This is a genomic window from Devosia nitrariae (genome assembly GCF_030160115.1).
Classification (GTDB): Bacteria; Pseudomonadota; Alphaproteobacteria; order Rhizobiales; family Devosiaceae; genus Devosia; species Devosia nitrariae.
The window spans coordinates 40,964-56,813 of the sequence record NZ_BSNS01000024.1 but is presented as its reverse complement, the minus strand read 5'-3'; the positions used below and the strand labels follow the sequence as shown (position 1 = coordinate 56,813).

Sequence of the window (15,850 nt, the reverse complement as noted above, 5' to 3'; positions counted from 1 at the left end):
GTTCAGAGCGCGGCGCGGATGGCGCCGATGGCGTCGTCTGCCTTGCTACCGTCCGGACCGCCGGCCTGGGCCATGTCTGGCCGTCCGCCCCCACCCTGTCCACCGAGCGCGGCCGAACCGGCACGTACCAGATCGACCGCGGAGACCCGAGCGACAAGGTCGTCTGTGACACCGACCGCCACCCCGGCCTTGCCATCCTCGGTCACCCCGACGATAGCGACGACGCCCGAGCCCACCTGCTTTTTGGCTTGATCGACCAGCCCGCGCAGGTCCCTTGGCTGCAGCCCCTCGACGATACGGCCGATGAAAGTGACCCCGTTGACCGTTTCGGTCTGCGCCGCGCCGTTGCCTGCGCCCCCACCCATGGCGAGCTTCTGCCGCGCCTCGGCGAGCGCCCGCTCGGAACGCTTGACCTGTTCCTGCAGCGCCTCGATACGCTCGAGCACCTCGTGCGGCCCCGAACGCAGCAGCGAGGCCGCGGTGCTGACGATGGCGACATTGGCGTTAGCGCGGTGTCGGGCGGCATTTGCCGTCAGTGCCTCGATACGGCGCACTCCGGCCGCAACGGCGCTTTCCGAAACGACCGAGATCAACCCGATGTCGCCGGTCCGTCGGACATGCGTGCCTCCGCAAAGCTCGACCGACCAGCCGAGCGCATTGCCGGTCGCCTCGCCCATGGAAACAACACGCACTTCGTCGCCGTATTTCTCGCCAAAGAGCGCGCGCGCGCCTGATTCCTTGGCCTCCTCGACCCCCATCAGCCGGGTCTCGACCGGCGCGTTCTGGAGGACCTTGGCGTTGGCGATATCCTCGACCTCGGCGATCTCCTGCGGCGTCATGGGTTTTGTGTGGACGAAGTCGAAACGCAGCCGGTCGGGCGCGACGAGCGAGCCCCTCTGCGCCACATGCTCACCCAACACCTGCCGCAGCGCCTCGTGCAGAAGGTGCGTCGCCGAATGGTTGGCGCGGATCGTTGAACGGCGATCGTGGTCGACGACAAGCTCCAGGGCTTGTCCAACCTTGAGCGTGCCCTCGGCGACCTTCACCTTGTGGGCAAAGACGCCATGGAACTTCTGCGTGTCGACAACGTCGACGACGACGCCCTCCTCGCCCCAGATCATGCCGGTATCGCCGATCTGGCCGCCGCTCTCTCCGTAGAACGGGGTCTGGTTGAAGACCGCGAAGCCTTCCTCGCCGGCCGCGATCGCGGCAACCTCGGCGCCGTCCCTGACAAGCGCCCTGACCTCACCCTCGGCCACTTCCGTCTCATAGCCAAGGAACTCGGTCGGCCCTTCCCTGTCGGCGATGGCGAACCACACCTGGTCCGTACGCGCCTCACCGGATCCCGCCCAGCTCTTGCGCGCCTCGGCTTTCTGGCGAGCCATGGCCGCATCGAACCCGGCCTGATCGACGCTGATGCTGCGCGTGCGCAGCGCATCCTGTGTCAGGTCCAGCGGGAAGCCGTAAGTATCGTAGAGCCGGAAAGCAGTTTCGCCCGAAAGCGTCGCGCCCTCGCCCATCCCCTCGGTTTCCTCGGCAAGGATCTGCAGGCCCCGACCCAGCGTCTTCAGGAACCGCCCTTCTTCGAGCCGCACCGTCTCGGCAATCATCGCCTCGCCACGCGCAAGCTCTGGATAGGCCTGTCCCATCTCACGTACGAGGACCGGCACCATCTTGTGGATGACCGGCTCGCTGGCACCTAGCAGCGTTGCATGGCGCATGGCGCGGCGCATGATGCGCCGCAAGACATAGCCACGCCCTTCATTGGACGGCAGTACGCCTTCGGCAATGAGGAAGGACATGGCGCGCAGGTGATCGGCCATCACCTGCCGGCTTGTCGTTCCCGGCCCGCCAGGCTCAGTACCGGTCACCTGCGCGGCCGAGGCGATCAGGGCCTTGAAAAGATCGATGTCGTAATTGCTGTGGACCCCCTGCAGCACGGTGGCCACGCGTTCGAGGCCCATGCCGGTATCGATCGAGGGCTTGGGCAGGTTCGTGCGCGAACCGTCCGGGTGCTGCTCGAACTGCATGAAGACGAGATTCCAGATCTCGACAAAACGATCGCCGTCCTCGTCGGGCGAACCCGGCGGGCCACCTGCAATGGTCTCGCCGTGATCAAAAAAGATCTCCGAGTTGGGCCCGCACGGACCGGTATCGGCCATCTGCCAGAAGTTCGACTTGGCCCCAAGCCGCACGATCTTGTCGTCGGAAAAGCCTGCGATCCTCTTCCAGAGTCCGGCCGCTTCGTCGTCGTCCTCATAGACGGTGACCATCAGCCGATCCTTGGGCAGTCCCCAGTCGCGGGTGATCAGCCCCCAGGCGAGTTCGATGGCGCGCTCTTTGAAATAGTCGCCGAACGAGAAGTTGCCCAGCATCTCGAAGAAGGTGTGGTGGCGTGCGGTGAAACCAACATTGTCGAGGTCGTTGTGCTTGCCGCCCGCGCGCACGCATTTCTGCGCGCTCGTCGCGGTTGAATAAGGGCGCTTTTCGAGGCCTGTGAAGACGTTCTTGAACGGAACCATGCCGGAGTTGGTGAACATCAGCGTCGGATCGTTGCGCGGCACCAGCGGTCCGGAGGCCACTTGCTCATGGCCCTCGCGGCGAAAGTACTCGACAAAACTCGACCGGATATCATTAACGCTCGTCATCACCTGGCTTTCGTCACGGGGATCGGGCACCGTCCGGCGCCCCCTTGAACAATCGATGGCTTTTATCGCGCCGCCCGGGCTGCGTCCAGCATTGCCGAGGGCCCGTTTTGCGCTGCGCAACGGAACCTGCTGGAGCGTTGCTCAGGCCTCATGACCTTGCGATCGGGGCACGCCGCTCGTCCACCGCATCCGGCTCTGGGAAACAACACTCGTGCGGGAGCACCGTCGCAGCGCCCCCATCTAGTCCTTCGCGCCACCGACCTCGGGTGGATTGGTAAGGAAGAAATTCTATCGGGTCTTTGATGCTTGGGCTAACGCTGACGCAAGAGAATTGGGAGAGCATGAGATGCGGCGGATTGAGAAGCGGTTGTGGCCGGATGGATTTCAGCGGGTGCTCGACGGGAGAAAGACCTACGAGCTCCGCCTGGGCGACTACAAGGTCGAAGAGGGAGATATTCTGGTGCTCAAGGAGTGGGACCCGAAGTCGTCCTCGTACACGGGCCGCACGCTCGAGCGCCGGGTCGGCCATGTCGGCCGCTGGATGCAGGAAGAGTTGGAAATGTACTGGACCGTCGACCAGATACGACAACACGGGCTACAGGCCATCTCGCTGCTCCCGGTCAATTCCGGTTCCGATTAGTTCAGCTCAGATTCCGCCCCGCGGCTACGAGAAAGGCGCCGGTTGCCCGGCGCCTCCGCAGAAGTCCCTGCATGGGAGAACGATCAGTCTTCCTCGAGGCTCTCCGGACCTTCGACGGCGAGCAGCGCATCGCTCAAAAGCCCGGCGCTCTCTCGTACGCCTTGCTCGATGACATTGGCGATTTCCGGATTGTCCTTGAGGAACTGCTTGGAATTGTCGCGCCCCTGCCCCAGGCGCTGGCTGTCATAGGAGAACCAGGCGCCGGACTTCTCGACGATCCCGCTCTTGACGCCAAGATCGATGAGTTCACCGGTCTTGGAGATGCCCTCACCATACATGATGTCGAATTCGACCTGGCGGAACGGTGGGGCGAGCTTGTTCTTGACGACCTTGACCCGCGTCTGGTTGCCCACGATCTCCTCGCGGTCCTTGATCGCGCCGATGCGGCGGATGTCGAGGCGGACGGACGCATAGAATTTCAGGGCGTTGCCGCCGGTCGTGGTCTCGGGCGAGCCGAACATCACCCCGATCTTCATGCGGATCTGGTTGATGAAGATGACCATGCACTTGGACTTGGAAATCGAGGCGGTGAGCTTGCGCATGGCCTGGCTCATCAGGCGCGCCTGCAGACCGGGCAGCGAATCGCCCATCTCGCCTTCGAGTTCGGCGCGGGGCGTGAGCGCAGCGACCGAATCGACCACGAGCACGTCGATAGCTCCCGACCGCACCAGCGTATCGGTGATCTCGAGCGCCTGCTCGCCCGCGTCCGGCTGGGAGATGAGGAGATCGTCGATGTTGACGCCGAGCTTCCTGGCGTAAACCGGATCGAGTGCATGCTCGGCATCCACGAACGCGCAAATGCCGCCATTCTTCTGCGCCTCGGCAACGACATGCAGCGCCAGCGTCGTCTTGCCCGAGCTTTCCGGCCCGAAAATCTCGACGATGCGGCCCTTGGGCAGACCGCCGATGCCGAGCGCAATGTCGAGCCCGAGCGAGCCGGTCGAGATCGATTCGACCTCGATGGCGGTGTTCTCGCCAAGGCGCATGATCGAGCCCTTGCCGAAATTGCGCTCGATCTGGCTCAGCGCTGCCGCCAGCGCCTTGTCCTTATCCATGGAACCCCCTTCGATAACGCGAAGCGGTGAATTGCTCATCGTCTGGTCTCCTTATTTCACGCTCGAAGGGCCGGCGCAACGCACCGGTTTGATCCTCGTTGTGCCCTCAATGTGCTTATTTTGTTCTCATTTTGTTTCGGTTCTGTCAATGGGGAAAGTGCTTCCGGCCTAAATTTCCGCTACGGCGAATGGCCTTTTCGCAAACAGGCGAAACAACGATTCGAGCTGCCGGGGTGATTCCATCCGGTAAACGGTTCCGCCGAACCCGGACATGACTTCCAGGTCGCGGTCCCGGCGCGTGCGCCGATAGTTGAGGACGAACTGGAAGAACGGCCAGTCCAGCCTCTCCTGGCAGCCGTCGCCCAGTTCTCCGCCGCGTTGTCCGCCGAGCCCGGTCAGCGTGCGGCGCAGAACCCGCGAAGCGCAGACGAACGTCGAGAAATCCAGGTGGATCAGCGTGTCGGCGGCCGCCAGCCTCAAGTTGAGTGTGCTGCCGTAGTTGCCGTCCATGATCCAGCGCGGGCGGGCGGCAAGTTCGCTCACGGTTTCCTGCCAGTCTTCCGGGTCAGGCCTCGTCCAGCCGGGCTGCCAGTAGTGCCGGTCGAGATGAACCACGGGCAAGCCGGTGATTTCGGCAAGCCGCCTTGCCGCTGTCGACTTACCGGCCCCAGGGCACCCGGCGATGACGACGCGCTCCATCAGGTTCAACCCAGGAGGATGGTCTCGGCGATCTCGATGCCGAAGCCCCCGAGTCCGACATACTGACGGCCCGAGCCGGTCATCACGGCAATCGAAGTCACGCCGAGGTCGCGCAGGATTTGCGCGCCGAGCCCCACCTCACGCCAGCCTTCCATCCGCCTCAGGGCACTGCCGTGCCGCTCGTCGTCTTCGGTCTCTGCGGTCAGGGGCTGCGGGGGGCGGCGCCCGTCGGGCTCGGCAACGAGGGCCTCGGTCCCGCGCAGGAGGAGGATGACGCCGCACCGCCCGCGCGTCTTGATCTCGGCAACGGCGCGTGCGACCGGATCCGGCTCGGTCCCGCCGCGCGCCAGCAGATCGCGCAGGGGCTGTTCGCGGATGATGCGGCAGGGAACGGCTGTCTTGCCCGCCACCTCTCCGATAACGAGCGCGACCTGCTGGACGGAATCGAACGCGGTCTCGTAGGCATAGGCCTCGGCCGAGAGGCCTGAGACGACCGCCGGTACCACCGCCACGCGCTTCAAGAACGCCTCGTGCCGGAGCCGGTAGGCGATGAGGTCTTCGATCGAGACGATCCTGAGGTCATGCTCGCGCGCGAAGGCGACGAGTTCGGGCAAGCGCTTGACCGTGCCGTCGTCGTTGACGATCTCGGCGAGAACGCCGGCGGGCTCGAGGCCGGCGAGCCGTGCCAGGTCCACACCTGCTTCGGTGTGGCCGGAGCGCGCGAGCACTCCGCCCTCGCGGGCGATCAGCGGGAAGATGTGGCCGGGCCGGATGAAATCCGAGGTGGCCGCGTTGCCGCCGGCGAGCGCCCGGATGGTCGCAGCGCGCTCGCTGGCCGCGATTCCCGTCGTCATGCCGACCTTGTAGTCGACGGTGACGGTAAAGGCCGTCCGGAAAGGATCGATGTTGTTGGCAACCATAGGCGATAGATCGAGCGCGGCCGCCCGTTCCGCTGGCATCGGCACGCAGATGATGCCGCTCGTGTGCCGGATCATGAAGGCGATCTTGTCGGCCGTCGCCTTGCTCGCGGCCATGATCAGGTCGCCCTCGTTCTCGCGATCGGTGTCGTCGACGACCACCACCAGCTCGCCCGCCGCGATGGCGGCAATGGCTGCCTCGATCCTGTCCAGTTCCATGCCGTCTTCCACCGCGCCACCGTCCAGAGCGTTTTCAGCAAAAAGCCTGTCCCGGACTTGATCCGGGATGGAGACCACTTTGCGGTTCGAAAACGCGCCAATTCAACAACCGAGTGTTCCCGTTCCGATTCAATCGGAACGGGAAAAGCTCCAACCTGCCGGTCGGTATAGGCGCCCGCCCCCACCATCGCAATCGGACAATCCCTATCGGAAAAATTGATAAGGACCGGACTCTGCGAAGAACAAGCGCTTGGGGACTGGACGAAAGCCCCCCTCTTGGGTTCTATGCGCGCCGGACAATTCTTTGCGCATGAACCGAGGGGAGCGCGGCGTGAACATCTTCCAGTTTCGCGATGTGGATGGCGGACGGGCCGTGGGCGTGGTCGAGAGTGGCCGGGCACAGCGGGTGAACGGGGCCGAGAGCGTCTATCATCTGGCCATGGCCGCCATCGCCGAGGGCGAGAGCCTGACGACGCTCGTGACGCGCCGCGGGCTAGGCGAAAACCTCGACCATGCAGCGATCCTGGCCGAGGGCCGCATGCTCTCGCCCATCGACCATCCGGATCCGGCCCACCTCTACGTGACGGGCACGGGTCTCACCCATCTGGGCTCGGCCGCAACGCGCGATGCCATGCATAAGTCTGCCGGCACCAAGACCGAAGAGAACCTGACCGATTCCATGAAGATGTTCCGCATGGGCCTGGAGGGCGGCAAGCCCGCGCCCGGCGCTATCGGCGTGCAGCCGGAATGGTTCTACAAGGGCAACGGCTATTGCGTCGTCGCACCCGGCCGGCCCATCCCCTCCCCGTCGTTCGCCAAAGACGCGGGCGAGGAACCCGAGATCGCCGGCATCTACGTGATCGACGCCGACGGGCAGCCGCGCCGCCTGGGCTTTGCCATCGCCAACGAGTTCTCCGACCACGTGACCGAGCGGGTCAACTATCTCTACCTCGCCCACTCCAAGCTCAGGTCCTGTTCATTCGGACCGGAGCTGCGTCTCGGCGACCTGCCGGCTCACATCGAGGGGACCTCGCGCATCGTACGGAACGGTACAGCCATCTGGGAAAAGCCGTTCCTGTCAGGCGAGGACAACATGAGCCATACCATCGCCAACCTCGAATACCACCACTTCAAATACGACCTGTTCCGCACGCCAGGCGACGTCCACGTCCACATGTTCGGCACGGCGACCCTCTCTTTTGCCGACGGCGTTGCGACGCAAAACGGGGATATATTCGAGATCGGTGAAAGCCAGTTCGGCCTGCCGCTCACCAATGCGGTCAGGACAGAGGCGGAACGACCGGTCAAGGTCGCACCGCTTTACTGAGGGAAACCGTCAGAACCAGCGGTGGCGGTGGTCGTAGGCCGCATTACTGGCAAGCAGGAAACCGAGCGCAAAAGCGACTGCCGCCACGCTCGCGAGTACGGTCGTAGTCGCCACGGGATGCTCCCGTGCCGCTTCGGCGACGTCTGCCGTCTCGTGCCGGACGCGCTCGACCGCGCCGCGCGCCGTGGTCGCCAACCCACCAGCCACGCCCTGGGCGCCGGCCCTCAAGTCCTTGACGTCGACGCCCCGGTCCGTCAGGAGATGCGTGATGCGGCCGACCTGGTCGCGCAGGTCGTTGATCTGCTGCTCGATTGCTTTTGTCGGCGTGGTGTTGATGGCCATCTCTCCCTCCCACGGCTGGCAATGGAGGAAAACAACCGCGCGCCGATTTCGTTCCTTGAAGCGTGATCGGCGCTGCGCCATCAAGCAGCTTGATTCACGTCCGCCAAAGCCTCAACCTGCCGCTCATTCAGGGTCCCGGAACCGAAAGCAAAGCGCCTTGCACGATCCCAATGCCAGCCATTTGCGCGAACCGCGCCTCCTTGGCACCTCGACGTCGCCGCGCGCAGCGATCATTCCGCCGCTTTCGGCCGCGCGCTGGCTGATCCTCCTGATCCTGGCGGCCTGCGTCTATTTCTTCCACGGCTTTCTCGTGCCGGTACTGGCGGCGCTCATCATCGGCTTTGCCAGCTGGCCGGCCTACCGGCGCGTACTGGCCTGGTTCAACGGCAACAGGACGCTCGCCGCCTCGTTCATGATCGCCATCATCGTCGCCTTCCTCGTCGTGCCGCTGCTGATGGCCGTTTCCTATGCCGTGCGCGAGGTGCAGGCGATCCTGCAATGGGCGCTCGAAGCCAACCGTTCCGGCGCACCGGCACCAGAATGGTTCGCAACCGTACCATTTGCCGGAGACTGGATGATCGCGCAGTGGGTTCGATATGTTGGGGAGCCTGGGGCGCTCGGTGCGTTGGTCCAGGGCGTGGGCGGGGCCAATATCGGCAACATCTATAGATCCGTCCTCGCCTTCGGAAGCGGAACCTTAGGGTTTCTCCTCAACCTCCTCTTCATGATCATCGCCCTGCTCTTCGTCTATCGGGACGGGGCGGGGTTCGCCGCGCAGCTCGATCGATTCGGCGAGCGCATCTTTCCCATGCGCTGGAACCGCATCTCGCGCGTCGTACCCGCCACCATCGCTTCGACCGTGACCGGTATGACCATTATCGCCATCGGCGAGGGCATCGTGCTCGGCACCGCCTATTGGCTTGCCGGCGCCCCATCGCCGGTCACCCTCGGCATCATCACCGCCATCGCTGCCATGATCCCCGGCGGCGCTCCGCTCTCCTTCACCCTGGTCTCGGTCTACCTTGTCGCCAGCGGCTCCGTCTTCCAGGGCCTGGCGCTCCTGACCTGGGGCTCGGTCGAACTCTTCATCGTCGACAAGACGCTGCGCCCCAAGCTTGTCGGCGGCCCAATCAAGCTGCCGTTCCTGCCGACCTTTTTCGGCCTTATCGGTGGGGTCAAGACCATGGGGTTCGTCGGCCTCTTCATCGGCCCGGTGCTGATGGCGCTGCTGGTGTCCATCTGGCGTGAATGGGTACGCGATCTCGATACCGCCGAAATCGAGGCCAAGGAGCGGGAGATCGCCGGCACACCGGAGCCGGAGACGGCTGCCGGGGAATCGCCCATCGCGGGCAAGCCCGCCAAGGTTGCGGCGCCGCTCGAGACCGGCTAACGCAACGCCCTTTACCTCACGTAACTAACATGTCAGTTATCCGCGCAACCGGAGGATGAGCCATGGGCGCGATCGCATTCGAAAAACGCAAGGTGGGACGGACGGGGCTCGACGTCACCGCGCTCGGCCTTGGCGGAGCAAGCCTTGCCGGCATCTTCACCGGCGTGTCGGAGGAGACCGCGCGCTCGACCGTTGCCCGCGCGCTCCAGGCGGGCATCACCTATTTCGATACCGCACCGCAATACGGCTACGGGCGCTCCGAGCACATCATGGGCAACGCGCTGCGCGGCAAGCGCGAGGGCACCGTGCTGTCGACCAAGGTCGGCCGGCTGCTGAAGCCGATCAAGGACAGTTGGGCAAAGCCGCACAACTGGGTCGACCCCCTGCCGTTCGACGAGCTTTACGACTACTCCTATGACGGCATCATGCGCTCGTTCGAGGACAGCCTGCAGCGCCTCGGCCTCAATGCCGTCGACATCCTCTACGTTCACGACATCGGCGTCATGACCCATGGGGAGGAAGGCAACAAGCCGCTCTGGAACCAGCTCGTCACCGGTGGTTACAAGGCACTGCGCGAGCTGCGCGACGGGGGAACCGTCAAGGCCATTGGCCTCGGCGTCAACGAATGGCAGGTGCTGATGGATGCTTTCGCGCTCGGCGACTGGGACGTATTCCTGTTGGCCGGCCGCTATACGCTGCTCGAACAGACGTCCCTCGACCCGTTCATGACCACCTGCCTTAAGCGCGGTGCCTCGGTGGTTGTGGGCGGCCCGTTCAACTCCGGCATCCTCGTCGGCGGCTCGACCTGGAACTACGCCAAGGCGCCCGAGGACGTCGTCCGGCGCGTTGCCGCTATCGAAACGGTGTGCAAGGAATTTGGCGTGCCGTTGCCCGCCGCGGCCCTGCAGTTCCCGTTGACCCACCCCGCCGTCTGTAACGTGCTCCCGGGCCCGCGCAGTCCCGAAGAACTGGACGGCATCATCGACTGGTGGAAGACGCCTGTTCCCAGCGAGCTCTGGACGCGGCTGGCCGACAAGGGCCTGCTGGCGCCGGGAACGCCGATTCCGGGTGAAGTTGCGGGCTGACCCCTGTCTCGCGGCACTGAGTGCGAAAAGTGGGGAACCGGTTCTTCGTGAAAAATCCGCTCTAGACCGGGCGCCGCCGCAGCACCATGCCGGCGTGAGAGAGTACGCCGTCGCGGAAATCGCCGTCGGCCGTAAAGCCGGTATCGTCGACATAATCGATATGGTTGCCGGTCACTCGATAGCGGCCGCGATAGGCAGCCTCGCAGGCACCGCGCGCTTCGACATAGCGCCCACCGGCCAGCAGTTCGTGGCGGATCAGCCGTCCTATGTCTCCCAAAGACCAGCTGCGTCGAAAATCGGTCATGCTAACCTCCAGCTGCCAGAGCCGGCTACCCGTTCATACCGCGCCGGCGGCGCGGTGTGCGCCGTGACGCGGCGCGCAGCCAGCGCACCGGTTCGTTGCGCAGCGTTGCAAGCAGGCCGGGAAGGATTTCGCCGAAAAACGTCTGGATATTCGTGTTCATGCTGATCGCTCCTTCCAAAGAGGTCGGGCATCGCCGCCCGCCGCGGCTCTCTCAATGCCATCGCGGGGTGGAAGAGCGGTAGAGCAATGCTCCACGTTGATTGCACGATCCTCCAGGAGACGACGATTGGACTTCCAACCTTTGAGCCCCACCTGTAGAAGAAATCCTCAGAGTACAGGCTTCAATGGAGGCTCTTTCAATGGATCCACTGTCCCAGGCAATTGCGCAATTCTGTGAGGTCGACGGGATTCATGCAACCGCCTTGGACCGATTGCAGCTCGTGCGCATGTCGCAGCCCACCCAGCCGGTGCACGGAATCCATCGTCCAGCCGTCTGCATCGTCGCCCAAGGGCGTAAGCAGGTCATGCTCGGCGACGCCCCCTTCACCTATGGCGGCGAGCACTGCCTCGTTGTCTCCGTCGACCTGCCGATCGTTGGTCACGTGATCGAGGCGACGCCCGAGTTGCCGTACCTCTGCCTGCGGCTCGAACTCGATTCAGCACTGCTCTCCGAGATCATCATGGAAATGCGCCAGCGGCCAATGCTGCTTCCCCCAGGCCCCGGCATCGGGTTGGCGCTTGCCACCGCCGACCTGCGCGATGCTGCGACGCGTCTGGTGCGCACGCTCTCGAACCCGAGAGACGTGCAGGTGCTGGCCCCGATGATCGAAAAGGAAATCCTTTATCGGTTACTGACCGGAGAGCAGGCCGCGCGCCTGCAGCAGATCGCGTTGGGCGCGAGCCGTATGGAGCAGGTCAGTCGTGCCATCGTCTGGATCCGCGAAAATTTCGACAAGCCGTTCAGCATCGAGGTCGTGGCGTCCGAGGCCGGCATGAGCGCGTCGTCGCTGCACGAGCATTTCAAGCAGGTCACCAGCATGAGTCCGCTGCAATACCAGAAGCAACTCCGGCTGCAGGAGGCGCGTCGGCTGATCCTGAGCCAATCCGCTGACGCGGCGACCGCGGGCCACCGGGTGGGCTACGACAGCCCGTCCCAGTTCAGCCGCGAATATGCGCGGCTCTTCGGCGCACCGCCCCTCCGCGATGTCGCCCGGCTGAAATCAGATCCGGACCGCTTCGCCGAAGCCTGATCACTTAGCTCTCGGCCTCCCGCCCGCCGGCGCGGCTCAGCACGTCTTTCACCTTGGAGTTGATCTGATCGAGCGTATAGGGCTTGGGCAGGAAATCGACGCTCTGGTCGTCCTCGATGTCGCGGCGCACGCTGTCCTCGGCGTAGCCGGACACGAAGATGACCTTGAGGTCCGCCGCCCTCTTGCGCACGTGCTTCAAGAGCGTCGGTCCGTCCATTTCCGGCATCACCACGTCGGAGATGATGAGATCGACTTCGTAGCCGAGATCATCGAGCACCTCGAGCGCTTCCTCGCCGCCTTCAGCCTCGTGCACCTCGTAGCCGGTCACCCGCAATGCCCGGGCCGAGAAGGCGCGTACGCTCTCCTCGTCTTCGACGAGCAGGATGCGCTCGTGGCCGGTCAGGTCCTTGACCGGCGCCGCGGCCTTGCCGGCCGGCTCCGCGGCCACCTGGGCATAGCGGGGCAGGAAGATCTTGAAGGTGGTGCCAGCTCCGACCACGGAGATCGGATAGATGAACCCTTCGGTCTGCTTGATGATGCCGTAGACGGTCGAGAGGCCAAGGCCGGTGCCCTTGCCCAGTTCCTTGGTGGTAAAGAACGGCTCGAAGATCTTGGCCAGGACCTCCGGTGGCATGCCGGTGCCGGTGTCCTCGACTTCGATGAGCACGTAGTCGGCTGGCACAAATCCTTCGAAGTTGAAGCGGGCTGCCTCCGCCGCGCTCACATTGTCCGTGCGGATGGTGATTGAGCCGCCTTCGGGCATGGCGTCGCGCGCGTTGACGACGAGATTGATGATCACCTGCTCGAGCTGGACGAGGTCCGCCCGCACCGGCCAGATGCTGCGGCCGTGCTCGACGTCGAGCGTGATCCGATCCCCGATGATGCGTTTGAAAAGGACGGACAAGTCATCGATGATCAGCGGCAGTTCCAGCACTTGCGGCCGCAACGTCTGCTGGCGCGAGAAGGCCAGGAGCTGGCGGGTGAGCCCGGCGGCCCGGTTGGCGTTCTGCTTGATCTGCATCAGTTCGCTGAACGAGGGATCGCCCGGCTTGTGCTTCAGGAGGAGCAGGTCGGAAAACCCGATGATGGCTGTGAGGAGGTTGTTGAAGTCGTGCGCGACCCCGCCAGCGAGCTGGCCGACCGCTTGCATCTTCTGGCTTTGGGCGAATTGGGCCTCGAGCTTGCGCTGATCGGTCATGTCGAGCGCATAGACGTTGATGCTCTCGGGCGAGCCGGCGCTGGTTTCTGAACCGGAGACGTAAAGGCGCACCGCATGGTCTCCCGCCGCGCTGAGCTGGGCATCGACCGGCTGTATCTCCGACTTGTGGGCGGCCGCGTCCGCGACGGCGCGGGCGAATCTCTCGCGCGCGGCCTCGCTGATGAGCTCGGCCATCGGCTGCAGCTCGAGGCTCTTTTCCTCGCCCGACCAGCGAAAGATGCGCCCGAACGGGGCGTTGGTGCGCACGATCCGGCCGTTCCCGTCGAGAGTGGCGATGGCAAAGGGCGTATCGTTGAAGAAGCGCGAAAAACGCACCTCGGCCGCCCGCAGCTCCTCCTCGGTGTCGGGCGCATTGGTCTGGTCGAGCACCAGCGTGCGCGTTTCGCCAAGCTCACCGTCGGCAAGCCTTGCAGCCCGATGCAGGAGGCGCACGGGGAACGTCATACCGTTGCGGCGCACGAGGTCGAGATCGATGATCTCGGTGCGGATTTCCCCGTCCCCGCGCCCGCGCATCAGCAGCGTTGCTCCGTCTCCGCGCACGATGTCCTGCAGCCCGAGATGCCCGGAATTGAACTCTGCCAGATCGTAGCCAAGCCAGTCGGCGAGCGTCGAGTTGAGGTACTGGATGCGCCCCTCTGCGTCCGCCGAGAAGAAGCCGGCCGGCGCGTGGTCGAGATAGTCGATGGCGCGTTGCAGATCGCGGAAGGCGACCTCGATATTCTCCTTGTCGCGGGTGATGTCCTCAACCGACCAGGCGACCGCACCACGCCTGAACTCGTCGGTCTCGGGCAACGGGCGCACGGAAACCCGGTACCAGTAAGCGCGCATCGGGTCTGCCTCGCGCCCGCCGAGGCCGCCGACGATGCGGATGTCCTCGACGGCGCTACGTCCGTCCTTGGCCGCGCGCGAGAGCCGATAGATGGCTTCGCTCGCCTCCGCCTGGCCGGCAAAGAGCCGCGGCACGCCCACGGGCACGCCATTGGCGAAACCGCCCGCGAACGCGCCGTACTGGGCATTGACGTAGACGATCCGTCCGTCCCGGTCGGCAACCAGCGCGCCGTAGGGCAGGCTGTCGACCATGGCGCGCGAGACCGTGCGCCGTTCTTCGCCGCTGGCGAACCGGAAGAGTCCCGAGGCCAGCGCAAACAGGCAGAAGACGCCGACGACCGCCAGGAGGCCGACAAAGGTCATGACCACGTCGACCGGTATGCGATCACCAAAGAGGGCAAAGGCTACTGCGCAGGCAATAAGCACCACCGCGAGCACGGCAACCCGCCACAGTCCGGAGCCCCGCCCCCGCGACACCAGCGGGTCGGGATAGTTGTCCTCGTCGAGCGTCGATGCCATCGGGGTCGCTTTAGCTCCAGTGGCCGGAAGGCGGGCGAATCGGGGCGCCGTCCAATCCTCTAGCAAATGGGTCGCAGGGTGAGGAGACTTTACCCTTTGTTTACCCCCCAGGCCGATCGCTTTTCCACCTCTCGGCGGCTTTTTTGCCCCTTAGAGCGTTTTCAGCAGAGGTGGTCACCACTTTTGCGGTTCGAAAACGCGGTAATTCGAGATCTGGGGCAACACGTTCCGATGCTATCGGAACATGAAAAGCTCTATACTACCTTTCGGCCTTCCAGCCGGCGTGGCGCTCGAGGCGCATGACATAGCCGATGACTTGCGCCACCGCCTTGAAGTGCTCGGCCGGAATGGTTTCATCGACATCGACGCTTTTGAAGAGCGCGCGCGCCAACGGTGGGTTCTCGACCACGGGCACGGCGTGCTCTTCGGCCCTGGCGCGAATGCGCAGCGCCACCGCGTCGACGCCCTTGGCGACGCACACGGGCGCGCGCATGGTCTGGTCGTACTTCAACGCCACGGCGAAGTGCGTGGGATTGGTGATGACGACCGTGGCGTCGGGCACCGCCGCCATCATCCGCTGGCGCGCCCGCTCCTGCCGGAGCTGTCGTATCCGGCCCTTGACCTTGGGGTCGCCCTCCATTTGCTTGTATTCGTCGCGGGTCTCCTGCAGCGTCATCATCTGCTTCTTCCACCACTTGTTGCGCTGGTAGAGGAGGTCGGCGCCCGCGATCAGGGTAACGACGACAAGGGCTGCCAGGAAGATCTTGATGCCGAGCGCCTGGAAGTCGGCGAGGATCAGCATCGGATCGGCGGTCATCATCGTATCGAGCCGGTCACGCTCGGGCCAGATCGCATAAAGGACCGCCGCGGCCACCACCACGATCTTGATGAGGCCTTTGACGAAATTGACGATCGCCTCGCCCGAGAACAGGCGCTTGGCCCCCTGTAACGGCGATATCTTGGACAGACGCGGGATGATCGGGTCGATGGAAAGCAACGGCCGGTGCTGGAGGAGATTGGCCGCCACCGCGCAGACCGACAAGACCAGCAGCGGCACCAGTGCGATGGAAAAAACCGATATCGCCAGACCGTTGAAGAACGTGCCAAGCGCGGGCCCGCCGACCTCGAAGCGGTCGGCATTGGCGATGAGGTCCCTCATCTCGAGCATCAGGGCTGCGCTGGTTCCCGGCGCCATCATGGCGAATATCACCGCCGAGCCCAGGAGCATGAACCAGGTCGTCACTTCCTGGCTCTTGGCGACGTCGCCCTTCTTGTGTGCGTCCTCGAGCTTTTTATGGGAAGGATCTTCTGTCTTGCTGGATTGCTCGGGGGCTTCGTCCGACATCGC

At 64.4% G+C, this 15,850-nt stretch carries 14 protein-coding genes; 5 read left to right on the top strand and 9 right to left on the bottom strand.

What is annotated here, in order from left to right:
- Nucleotides 1-2 precede the first annotated feature (2 nt).
- Complete coding sequence (gene alaS / locus QQK18_RS23060; RefSeq protein ID WP_284343303.1) at nucleotides 3-2,648, bottom strand: alanine--tRNA ligase; 2,646 nt, start codon at nucleotides 2,646-2,648, stop codon at nucleotides 3-5.
- Between the two features lie 346 nt (nucleotides 2,649-2,994).
- On the opposite strand from alaS, the gene QQK18_RS23055 reads away from it, so the two are divergent.
- Nucleotides 2,995-3,288 (top strand): DUF3850 domain-containing protein, encoded by a 294-nt coding sequence (locus QQK18_RS23055; protein WP_284342752.1) that lies wholly within the window; start codon nucleotides 2,995-2,997, stop codon nucleotides 3,286-3,288.
- 83 nt (nucleotides 3,289-3,371) lie between these two features.
- Here the strand turns inward: QQK18_RS23055 and recA are convergent, their stop codons facing one another.
- From recA to ribB, 3 genes are all read right to left on the bottom strand, one after another.
- Nucleotides 3,372-4,442 (bottom strand): recombinase RecA, encoded by a 1,071-nt coding sequence (gene recA, locus QQK18_RS23050; RefSeq protein WP_284342751.1) that lies wholly within the window; start codon nucleotides 4,440-4,442, stop codon nucleotides 3,372-3,374.
- A gap of 129 nt (nucleotides 4,443-4,571) precedes the next feature.
- A complete protein-coding gene (locus QQK18_RS23045) occupies nucleotides 4,572-5,102 on the bottom strand; it encodes a P-loop NTPase family protein (RefSeq protein ID WP_284342750.1) in 531 nt (176 codons plus the stop codon).
- A gap of 5 nt (nucleotides 5,103-5,107) precedes the next feature.
- Nucleotides 5,108-6,238, bottom strand: coding sequence for a 3,4-dihydroxy-2-butanone-4-phosphate synthase (gene ribB, locus QQK18_RS23040; protein WP_284342749.1), 1,131 nt, complete (start codon nucleotides 6,236-6,238; stop codon nucleotides 5,108-5,110).
- 331 nt (nucleotides 6,239-6,569) lie between these two features.
- Between ribB and araD1 the strand changes: the two genes are divergently transcribed.
- On the top strand, nucleotides 6,570-7,565 hold the full coding sequence (gene araD1 / locus QQK18_RS23035; protein WP_379995299.1) for an AraD1 family protein: 996 nt from the start codon (nucleotides 6,570-6,572) through the stop codon (nucleotides 7,563-7,565).
- A 9-nt stretch (nucleotides 7,566-7,574) separates the two neighbouring features.
- Here araD1 and QQK18_RS23030 read toward each other — a convergent pair whose 3' ends face one another.
- Nucleotides 7,575-7,907, bottom strand: coding sequence for a hypothetical protein (locus QQK18_RS23030; protein ID WP_284342747.1), 333 nt, complete (start codon nucleotides 7,905-7,907; stop codon nucleotides 7,575-7,577).
- 157 nt (nucleotides 7,908-8,064) lie between these two features.
- Here QQK18_RS23030 and QQK18_RS23025 point away from each other — a divergent pair, with 157 nt between their 5' ends.
- The gene (locus tag QQK18_RS23025; RefSeq protein ID WP_284342746.1) at nucleotides 8,065-9,297 is read left to right on the top strand and encodes an AI-2E family transporter; all 1,233 of its coding nucleotides are present in this window, start codon (nucleotides 8,065-8,067) and stop codon (nucleotides 9,295-9,297) included.
- A 62-nt stretch (nucleotides 9,298-9,359) separates the two neighbouring features.
- On the top strand, nucleotides 9,360-10,382 hold the full coding sequence (locus QQK18_RS23020) for an aldo/keto reductase (protein WP_284342745.1): 1,023 nt from the start codon (nucleotides 9,360-9,362) through the stop codon (nucleotides 10,380-10,382).
- A gap of 61 nt (nucleotides 10,383-10,443) precedes the next feature.
- Here the strand turns inward: QQK18_RS23020 and QQK18_RS23015 are convergent, their stop codons facing one another.
- Together QQK18_RS23015 and QQK18_RS23010 are read right to left on the bottom strand one after the other, a co-directional pair.
- Entirely contained in the window at nucleotides 10,444-10,698 is a 255-nt protein-coding gene (locus tag QQK18_RS23015) for an Atu4866 domain-containing protein (protein ID WP_379995356.1), read from the bottom strand.
- Between the two features lie 13 nt (nucleotides 10,699-10,711).
- Nucleotides 10,712-10,846 carry a hypothetical protein gene (locus QQK18_RS23010; protein WP_284342743.1) on the bottom strand — a complete coding sequence of 45 codons (135 nt, stop codon included), beginning with the start codon at nucleotides 10,844-10,846 and terminating at the stop codon, nucleotides 10,712-10,714.
- Nucleotides 10,847-11,045: 199 nt separating this feature from the next.
- Between QQK18_RS23010 and QQK18_RS23005 the strand changes: the two genes are divergently transcribed.
- The gene (locus tag QQK18_RS23005) at nucleotides 11,046-11,936 is read left to right on the top strand and encodes an AraC family transcriptional regulator (RefSeq protein WP_284342742.1); all 891 of its coding nucleotides are present in this window, start codon (nucleotides 11,046-11,048) and stop codon (nucleotides 11,934-11,936) included.
- Nucleotides 11,937-11,940: 4 nt separating this feature from the next.
- Here QQK18_RS23005 and cckA read toward each other — a convergent pair whose 3' ends face one another.
- Nucleotides 11,941-14,502 (bottom strand): cell cycle histidine kinase CckA, encoded by a 2,562-nt coding sequence (cckA, locus tag QQK18_RS23000; RefSeq protein ID WP_284342741.1) that lies wholly within the window; start codon nucleotides 14,500-14,502, stop codon nucleotides 11,941-11,943.
- Between the two features lie 259 nt (nucleotides 14,503-14,761).
- A complete protein-coding gene (flhB, locus tag QQK18_RS22995; protein ID WP_284342740.1) occupies nucleotides 14,762-15,847 on the bottom strand; it encodes a flagellar biosynthesis protein FlhB in 1,086 nt (361 codons plus the stop codon).
- Nucleotides 15,848-15,850 lie beyond the last annotated feature (3 nt).